Annotated in this window: 6 protein-coding genes and 1 tRNA gene; all 7 read left to right on the top strand. The window is 62.2% G+C overall.

The genetic code is table 11. The features are described from left to right. Positions 1 to 156: 156 nt before the first annotated feature. The 7 genes from VMV64_RS15295 (at position 157) to VMV64_RS15265 (ending at position 8830) form a co-directional block, all read left to right on the top strand. Positions 157 to 230 (top strand) — tRNA-Gly (locus VMV64_RS15295). A gap of 29 nt (positions 231 to 259) precedes the next feature. Beyond that, positions 260 to 2368: an AsmA family protein gene (locus tag VMV64_RS15290; protein WP_325331880.1), complete on the top strand. Its 2109-nt coding sequence runs from the start codon at positions 260 to 262 to the stop codon at positions 2366 to 2368. A 192-nt stretch (positions 2369 to 2560) separates the two neighbouring features. After that, a complete protein-coding gene (gene mutY, locus VMV64_RS15285; RefSeq protein ID WP_325331879.1) occupies positions 2561 to 3583 on the top strand; it encodes an A/G-specific adenine glycosylase in 1023 nt (340 codons plus the stop codon). Then, positions 3580 to 6267 carry a cation-transporting P-type ATPase gene (locus VMV64_RS15280; protein WP_325331877.1) on the top strand — a complete coding sequence of 896 codons (2688 nt, stop codon included), beginning with the start codon at positions 3580 to 3582 and terminating at the stop codon, positions 6265 to 6267. Before mutY ends, VMV64_RS15280 begins: the two co-directional genes overlap by 4 nt. Before the next feature lie 56 nt (positions 6268 to 6323). Beyond that, positions 6324 to 7088 carry a TatD family hydrolase gene (locus VMV64_RS15275; RefSeq protein WP_325331875.1) on the top strand — a complete coding sequence of 255 codons (765 nt, stop codon included), beginning with the start codon at positions 6324 to 6326 and terminating at the stop codon, positions 7086 to 7088. Continuing rightward, positions 7085 to 7990 carry a cation diffusion facilitator family transporter gene (locus VMV64_RS15270; protein ID WP_325331873.1) on the top strand — a complete coding sequence of 302 codons (906 nt, stop codon included), beginning with the start codon at positions 7085 to 7087 and terminating at the stop codon, positions 7988 to 7990. Before VMV64_RS15275 ends, VMV64_RS15270 begins: the two co-directional genes overlap by 4 nt. 84 nt (positions 7991 to 8074) lie before the next feature. Next, positions 8075 to 8830: a tRNA threonylcarbamoyladenosine dehydratase gene (locus VMV64_RS15265; RefSeq protein ID WP_325331871.1), complete on the top strand. Its 756-nt coding sequence runs from the start codon at positions 8075 to 8077 to the stop codon at positions 8828 to 8830. Positions 8831 to 9074: the final 244 nt, after the last annotated feature.

The raw sequence follows: 9074 nt of genomic DNA, 5'->3' as shown, positions 1-9074 counted from the left end.
AACCGGGCAACCGTATCTCTGTTCATGCCGTGCTCCGCGTCTTAGATGTGGCCAGGCCCCTATATGGCGGGAACGGCCTCGCCATCCAAGCCTTTCGGCGGACGATACAACGGCCCTTGACAGTCGGTGGCGGCCGCCGTTCAAGTTGTCGCCGTTGCGGGTGTAGTTCAATGGCAGAACGGCAGCTTCCCAAGCTGCATACGAGGGTTCGATTCCCTTCACCCGCTCCAGTCTTCATTTCCACCTCAGGATTATGCAAATGAACAAAACCCTGAAATACGGACTGATTTCCGTCGGCGCCATTCTCGTCGCATTCCTTGCCCTTATCGCACTGGTCGCCGCCACCTTCAACCCGAACGATTACAAGCCGCTGATCGTCAAGCTGGTGCAGGAAAAAAAGCAGCGCACCCTGAAGCTCGAAGGCGACATCAAGCTGACCTTTTTCCCCCGTATCGGCGCCGATCTCGGCAAGCTTGCCTTGAGCGAGCACGGCAGCGACAAGGAGTTCGCCGCCGTCGACAGCGCCCGCGTTTCCCTCGCGGTGTTGCCGCTGCTGAAGAAGCAACTGGTAGTGGACCGCATCCGGATAGACGGCGTCCGGGCCCGGTTGGTGCGTTATCCCGATGGCAGTACCAACATTGATGACCTTTTGAAGAAAGAGGAAAAGTCGGAGCAGATCAAGTTCGACATCGAAGGCGTCAGCATCACCCGTGCCGCGCTTGCCTTCGACGACCAGATGGCCGGGCGGAAACTGGATATTTCCGGCATGGAATTTGAATCCGGGCGTCTGGCCAACAACCAGCCCGGCAAGGTCGAGCTCAAATTCACCTTGCAGGGCGACAACCCGAAAATCGACGCCCAAATGGCACTGGCGAGCGGCCTGCTGTTCGATACCGAGGCCAAAGCCATCACCCTGGATGCGCTGAAGGTTTCCCTGACCGGCAAGCGCGGTGCCGATGGTCTGGACATTCGGCTGACCTCGCCGAAATTCGAACTGGGGCCGGAGCGTGTCGCCGGCAAGATCGATCTGACAGCGAAGCTGATGCAGGCCAAGGGTAACCTGGACCTGGTGCTGAGCGTCCCCGCGTTGACCGGCAAAGGCAGCGCTGTTCGAGCCGATAATTTCACTCTGGACGTCAGCGGCAAGCAAGGCGACAACACCATCAAGGGCCGAATCGCCAGCCCGTTCAGTGCCAACCTCGATACGCGCCAGTTCAGCCTGGAAAAGCTCGTTGCCAGCCTCAATCTCAGCGGCCCGGCCATGCCCAGGGCGCTCGACATCAACCTGGGCGGCGTCGCCCGGTTTGATCTGGCCAAGCAGGATGCAAATCTGGAGCTTGCTGGCAAGATCGACGGCAGCCCGCTCAAAGCCAAGCTTGGCATCAGCCATTTCGATGCGCCGGCCTATGATTTCGACATTGCCATCGAGCAACTGGATGTCGACCGCTACCTGACGCCCGCTAAACCCGAGGCGAAGCAGCCCGAAAAGCCGCTGGATTTCAGCTTCCTGAAAAACCTCAACGCCAATGGCCAGCTCAGCATCGGCGCGCTCAAGGTCGCCAACATCAAGTCCTCCAACATCAAGCTCAACGTCAAGGCGGGTGGCGACAATCTGAACGTCGCGCCGATTTCGGCGAATTTCTATCAGGGGACGTTGCATGGCGCGATCTCCCTGCATGGCGCCGGAACGCCCCGCGTGGCGCTGAAGCAGAATCTGGCCGGGGTCAACGTCGGCCCGCTGCTGAAGGATGCGGCCAATGTCGACATGCTGGAAGGGCGCGGCAGCGTGGCCCTCGACGTCAACGCCCAGGGCGCCACCGTCAGCGCCATGAAGAAAGCGCTACGGGGCAGTGCCGCGCTCAACCTGCACGACGGCGCGCTGAAAGGCATCAACATCGCCGGCGCGATCCGCAGCGCCAAAGCCAAGTTCGGCTCGCCTCAGGGGGAAACCACCCAGGCCGCCAATGCAGCCGACAAGACCGATTTTTCCGAGTTGAAAGCCAGTTTCCAGATTAACAATGGCGTTGCCCACAACGAGGATCTTTCCGCCAAATCGCCGTTGCTGCGTCTGGCCGGCAATGGCGACGTGAATGTCGGCGAGAGCTCGATGAATTATCTCGCCAAGGCAACGGTGGTCGCTTCCCTGGAAGGCCAGGGCGGCAAGGAGCTGTCCGCGCTCAAGGGCATGACGGTGCCGGTGCGTATCACCGGACCGTTCACCGGGCTGAAATACAGTCTGGATTTCAACGCCATGGCCTCCGAGGCGGTGAAGCAGAAAGTCGAGCAGAAGGTCGAGCAGAAAAAAGAGGAAATCAAATCGCGCCTTGGTGAAGAGCTGAAGGGCGGCCTCAAGGGGCTATTCAAGTAAGTTAACCCAGAAAAAGCTTTTAACCACGAATTTACACGAATGAAACACGAATGTTCACGAATATCAGTTGGTTAGCATGTCTAGTCTAATTAGACCGGTTTGGGGGCACGATGCTTGTCTTTAACTATTCGTGTTTATTCGTGAACATTCGTGTCATTCGTGGTTAATCGCCGTTTTTAGGGTCAAGAGCCCATGAAGGATTTTTCACGGCGCCTGATCGAGTGGCAGAAACATCATGGCCGGCACGGACTGCCTTGGCAGCAGACCCGCGATCCCTACGCGGTGTGGCTGTCGGAAATCATGCTGCAGCAGACCCAGGTCGCCAGCGTCATCCCCTATTACCAGCGTTTCATCGCGCGCTTTCCCAATATTTCCACCCTCGCTGCCGCGTCGCAGGACGAGGTGCTCGCCCACTGGAGCGGGCTCGGCTATTACGCACGCGGACGCAATCTGCACCGTGCCGCGCAGCTCATGGTGGCGCAGCATGGCGGCATTTTTCCGTCCGATCCCGAGTCGGTCGTGGCGCTGCCCGGCATCGGTCGCTCCACCGCCGCCGCGATCCTGGCCTTCGCCTTCGGTCAGCGCCGTGCGATTCTGGACGGCAACGTCAAGCGCGTGCTGGCGCGCTGTTTCGGCATCGCCGGCTATCCCGGCGTCAGGGCGGTGGAAAATCGCCTGTGGCAACAGGCCGAGGCGCTGCTGCCTGAATCCGGCATCGAAACCTATACCCAGGCGCTGATGGACCTGGGCGCCACGGTGTGCACCCGCAAGCCGTCCTGTGCCGCCTGCCCTCTGGGTTCCGGCTGTGTCGCCTACAATGAAAAGCGGGTGGCGGAGTTGCCTGAATCCAAACCGCGCAAGCCGCTGCCGCAGAAGGAAACCGCCATGCTGATCCTGCTGCGTCAGGGCGAGGTGTACCTGGAAAAGCGGCCGCCCACCGGCATCTGGGGCGGTATGTGGAGCTTGCCCGAGGCGCCGCTGGCGGAGTCGGGCTGCCTGGAGAATCTGGGTATGGCGGGCGCGGAGGTCAGTCCGCTGCCGGAGCGGCTGCATACCTTCACCCATTTCCGCTTGCGCATCGTGCCGCGGGTATTCGAGGTGACGGCGTTGCGGCCAGGCGCGCGCGAGCCCGGCGGACTGTGGTTCACCCCGGCCGACGCACTGGGGGCGGCGCTGCCCAAGCCGGTGCGGGAAATCCTGAAAGGTTTGGCATGACGGAACCGAACATTTCACAGCTGGAAAGACACTGGCACCACCTGCCGGCCAACGAGGTCGCCGAACTGCTCGACAGCGATCTGGTACACGGCCTGAATGCCGACGAGGTGCGCCGCCGCCGCGATGCGTTCGGCGCCAACCTGCTCACCCCCAAGGCGGGCAAGCCGGCCTGGCTGCGCTTCCTGCTGCAATTCCACCAGCCGCTGATCTACATCCTGCTCGCCTCCGCCGCGATAACCGCGTTTCTTCATGAATGGGTGGATTCGGGCGTGATCTTCGGCGTGGTGCTGGTCAATGCGGTGATCGGCTACATCCAGGAATCCAAAGCGGAAGAAGCGATTGCGGCGCTGGCAAGGATGGCGGCCAGTTCCACCACGGTACTGCGCGACGGCATCAAGCAGCCGCTACCCGCCGCCGAGCTGGTGCCGGGGGATGTGGTGCTGCTCGCGCCCGGCGACAAGGTGCCGGCCGACCTGCGCCTGTTTCGCACGCGCGAGCTGATGACCGAAGAAGCAGCGCTGACCGGCGAATCCCTGCCGGTGCAGAAGCTGGCCGCCCATCTGGACAAGGATGCCGTCCTGGCGGAGCGTGCCAACATGGCTTACGCCGGCACGCTGGTGACCAGCGGCCAGGGCGCAGGGGTGGTGGTGGCGACCGGCGACGTTACCGAAACCGGCCGCATTTCGCGCCTGATCGCCCATGCCACCGAGCTTTCCACGCCGCTGACCCGCAAGATCGAGCGTTTCAGCGCAATCATGCTGTACGTGATCCTCGGCTTGGCGGCGTTCACCTTTGCTGTCGGCATCTGGCGCGGCAAACCGCCGGTGGAGATGTTCATGGCGGCGGTGGCGCTGGCGGTGGGTGCGATTCCCGAGGGCCTGCCGGCGGCGATAACTATCACCCTGGCCATCGGTGTGTCGCGCATGGCCAAGCGCCGCGCCATCATCCGCAAACTACCGGCGGTGGAAACCCTGGGTGGCGCGACGGTGATCTGCTCCGATAAGACCGGCACGCTCACCGAAAACCAGATGACGGTGCAGGAAATTTACGCCGGCGGCGAGACCTTCTGCGTGAGTGGCAGCGGTTACGCGGCACAGGGCGAGATTAGCCTGGACGGCAAGGTGGCGGCGTCGCAAGGCGCCTTGCGCGAATGTCTCGTCGCCGGTGTACTGTGCAACGATGCCGTCCTGGCCGAACGCGACGGTCATCGCGAGGTCGCCGGCGACCCTACCGAGGGTGCCCTGCTGGTGGCGGCGGAAAAGGCCGGGCTGGACTTGGCCGAACTGCATGCTGCCTGGCCGCGCCGCGATGAAGTTCCCTTCGATTCGCGCTACCAGTACATGGCCACTTTGCATGGCGATGTCGTGTACATTAAAGGTGCTCTGGAAAAGATCCTCGACCGCGCCAGTGCAATGCTCGACCCGGAAGGCCGGGAGGTCGCTCTCGACCGGGCGGCGATAGAAGCTCATGCTCATGCCATGGCCTCGAACGGGTTGCGCGTGCTGGCGCTGGGCAGGGGCGCTCCGGTAGAGGGCCAGGCGCTCGACCATCGCCACCTCGGCAACCTCGTCTTCATCGGCCTGCAAGGCATGATCGACCCGCCTAGGGCAGAGGCGGTCGCGGCAGTGCGGGCCTGCCATACGGCGGGCATCGCGGTGAAGATGATCACCGGCGACCACGCCGTTACTGCCGCCGCCATCGCCGCGCAGCTCGGCTTGGGCGAGGGCGCGCCGCCGCTGACCGGCAGGCAGCTCGCAGCGCTGTCCGACACCGAACTGCGCGTTGCGGTGCGCAATACCACGGTGTTTGCCCGCGTCGAACCGGAGCAGAAGCTGCGCCTGGTCGAAGCCCTGCAGGCCGAGGGCCAGATCGTGGCGATGACCGGCGATGGCGTCAACGATGCGCCCGCACTGAAGCAGGCGGACATCGGCATCGCCATGGGCATCACCGGCACCGAAGTGGCCAAGGAGGCCGCCGCCATGCTGCTCACCGATGACAATTTCGCCTCGATCGAGGCGGCGGTGGAGGAAGGGCGCGGCGTCTTCGACAACCTGGTCAAGTTCATCACCTGGACGCTGCCGACCAATTTCGGCGAGGGCTTCGTCATCCTCGCTGCCGTCGTGCTGGGCGTGACCCTGCCGATTACGCCGCTGCAAATCCTGTGGATCAATATGACCACCGCCGTGCTGCTCGGCCTGATGCTGGCGTTCGAGCCGATCGACAAGGATGTCATGCGCCGCCCGCCGCGCCATCCCGCCGCGCCGATCCTGACCACCGCACTGATGCTGCGCATCCTGCTGGTCAGCGCTCTGCTGCTGGGCGGGGCATTCGGATTGTTCCTGTGGGAGCTGGAAACTGGAGAAAGCCTGGAGCAGGCCCGCACTGTAGCAGTCAACGTGTTTGTGATGGGCGAGCTGTTCTATCTGTTCAACTGCCGCTCGATGACCCACTCGCCGTTCCACGTAGGGTTCTTCTCCAATTCCTGGCTATGGAGTGGCGTGGCCCTGATGATCCTGCTGCAGCTGTTTTTCACCTATGCGCCGGTGATGAACCGCCTGTTCGCCAGCGCGCCGATCGGTCTGGACGACTGGGCGCGGATCGTGGCAGTCGGGCTGGTCATTTATCTGGTGATTGAGGCGGAAAAAGCCTGGCGGCGGGGAAGAGGCGTGAGGCGTGAGGCGTGAGGGGCGTTTTTCCTCATTACTATTACGCATCACCGCTCTTTGGTTAGAATAGAGCCATGCTGATCGACACCCACTGCCACCTCGATGCCGCCGAATTCGACGCCGACCGCGACGAAGTGGCGGCGCGTGCCCGCGCAGCGGGGGTCGGGGTCATCGTGGTTCCCGGCGTAGAGCGAGCCGGCTTCGCCGCGCTGCTGGCGACTTGCGAGCGCTATCCCGGCTGCGTCCCGGCGCTGGGCATTCATCCCATGTATGTGGATAGCGCAGTGCCGGAAGATTTTGCCGTGCTGCGCGAGATGATCGTTCTGCACCACCCGGTCGCTATCGGCGAAATCGGCCTGGACTTTTTCGTGCCGGATTACGACCGCGAGCGCCAGGAATTCTATTTTTCCGAGCAACTGAAAATCGCACGGGAGTTCGACCTGCCGGTGCTGTTGCACATCCGCCGGGCGCAGGATACGGTGCTGAAATTCCTGCGCCTTGCCAAGGTGAATGGCGGCATCGCCCATGCCTTCAACGGTAGCCGCCAGCAGGCGGAAGAGTTTATCAAACTGGGATTCAAGCTCGGCTTTGGCGGCGCGATGACTTACGACCGCGCCACCAAGCTGCGCGAGCTTGCCGCCACCCTGCCGCTGGACAGTATCGTGCTCGAAACCGATGCGCCAGACATTCCGCCGGCGTTCATCGGCAAGGAGCGCAACAGTCCGGAATATCTGCCGCGCATTGCCGAGACCCTGGCTGAATTGCGCGGCATTGGCCTGGACCAGGTGATCGAGGCGACTACGGCCAATGCCCGTGCGATCCTGAAAGGCCTGGCATGAGGAATCACGCAACTCTGCGCATGGCGTACCTGTCGATTGCGACCTCGATCGCGACGATGGCGCTGAAATTCGGCGCCTGGTACCTCACCGATTCGGTGAGCCTGCTGTCCGATGCCGTGGAGTCGCTGGTCAACCTGACCGCCGGCCTGATCGCCCTGGCTGCGTTGACCATCGCCTCCCGCCCTGCGGATGTCGACCATGCCTATGGCCACGACAAGGCGGAGTACTTTTCCAGCGGCGCCGAAGGTGCGCTCATCCTGGTGGCAGCGGTTTCCATCATCTATGCGGCGGTGGGGCGCTTCCTGCATCCCGCTGCGCTGGAAAATCTCGGCCCCGGCCTGATAATTTCATTGCTGGCGGCGGCGCTGAATTTTGCGACGGCACGGGCCATGCTCAAGGTGGGAACCCAGTACGACAGCATCACCCTGGAAGCGGATGCCAAGCACCTCATGACCGATGTCTGGACCTCGGCGGGGGTGGTGGCTGGCCTGGGCGTGGTGATGTTCGCACCGCCCTCGTGGCAGATTCTCGACCCGCTGATGGCGGTGGCGGTGGGACTGCATATCATTGTCACCGGGATACACCTGTTGCGGCGTTCCTGGAGCGGGCTGATGGATGCCGCCCTGCCGGTCGATGAGGTCGAGCAGATCGAGGCGGAGATCGGCAAATTATTGCCTGCCGGCACCTCTTTTCACGACCTGCGCACCCGGAAATCCGGCCCGCGCCGTTTCATCGATTTTCACCTGCTGGTGCCGGGGGCAAGCACGGTGGACGAGGCACACTCCCTGTGCGACCGGATCGAGGAAGCACTCGAGCGCACCCTGCCCAACACCGCGGTGACGATCCATGTCGAGCCGGTGGAAACGCATAAACTTGAAAACGGCAGTTCAGCCACGGATTAACACGGATGTACACGGATATTCCTTTAGAATTTCATGATCTTTAGGTTTTATCCGTGTACATCCGTGGCTAAATAAAGGTTTTTCATGCAACCCCAATTCGAACGTACCCATATCCTGATCGGCGATGAAGGCATCGCCAGGCTGGCATCCAAGCACGTCTTCGTCGCCGGGCTCGGCGGCGTCGGCTCTTACTGCGCGGAAGCGCTGGCGCGCGCCGGCATCGGCCGGCTGACCCTGCTCGACCACGATGTAGTGGCAGCTTCCAATATCAACCGCCAGCTGCCGGCATTGCTCTCCACCGTGGGCCAGTCCAAGGCGGAACTGATGGCGGCGCGCATCCGCGACATCAATCCGGAATGCCAGTTGACCGTCATCCGGCAGTTTCTCAATACCGAAAACGTCAACGATCTGGTGCCGGGAGACTGCGATTACGTGGTGGATGCGATCGATTCGCTGGCGTGCAAGGTGGCGCTGGTGGCGGAAAGCCTGAAGCGCGGACTGAAGGTGGTTTCGAGCATGGGGGCAGGCAACCGCCTCGACCCGAGCCGGATCAAGCTCGCCGACATCAGCCAGACCGAAATGTGCCCGCTCGCGCGCCAGATGAGGAAGCGCCTGCAGCGTCACGGGATCAAGAACGGCCTGCTGACGGTGTTTTCCGACGAGCAACCCAGCGCCCCGCTGCCGCCCCAGCCGGTGGAAGGATCAGGGCGTCCGCGCGCGGTCAACGGCACCATCAGTTATATGCCGCCGCTGTTCGGCTATATGCTGGCGGGGGCGGTGATACAGAGGTTGCTTGAGCCAGATGACCAAGGACAATGCACAGAAAAAGAGGCCGGATAATGACGCAGGGCCTATAAAAGGCAAGCAGTGAAGGGTTTTGTGTGCGCTGCGCACAAATGTTTAGATGCCGGGGGCTGCCCGGCAGCAGGTTACTTTATTTTGCTTGCCCAAAATACAAGTAACCAAACAAAAGGGCAGTGCGCCAGCACAAACTGGCAAGTGATAGTTGGTGAAAGTCCAACACAAGAAAGGAGTAGCGAACCGTCTTGACCCCGAGTCATGCGTTGCGCATCGCGAGGTGCGT

Source organism: Sulfuricella sp., from assembly GCF_035531155.1.
In the GTDB taxonomy this organism is placed as follows: Bacteria; Pseudomonadota; Gammaproteobacteria; order Burkholderiales; family Sulfuricellaceae; genus Sulfuricella.
The sequence above is the reverse complement of the archived record's forward strand: the minus strand, read 5'-3'. Positions and strand labels throughout refer to the sequence as shown.

Coding starts and splice junctions, on each gene's coding strand:
- VMV64_RS15290 (WP_325331880.1), top strand. CDS start 260: ATGAACAAAACCCTGAAATACGGACTGATTTCCGTCGGCGCCATTCTC.
- mutY (WP_325331879.1), top strand. CDS start 2,561: ATGAAGGATTTTTCACGGCGCCTGATCGAGTGGCAGAAACATCATGGC.
- VMV64_RS15280 (WP_325331877.1), top strand. CDS start 3,580: ATGACGGAACCGAACATTTCACAGCTGGAAAGACACTGGCACCACCTG.
- VMV64_RS15275 (WP_325331875.1), top strand. CDS start 6,324: ATGCTGATCGACACCCACTGCCACCTCGATGCCGCCGAATTCGACGCC.
- VMV64_RS15270 (WP_325331873.1), top strand. CDS start 7,085: ATGAGGAATCACGCAACTCTGCGCATGGCGTACCTGTCGATTGCGACC.
- VMV64_RS15265 (WP_325331871.1), top strand. CDS start 8,075: ATGCAACCCCAATTCGAACGTACCCATATCCTGATCGGCGATGAAGGC.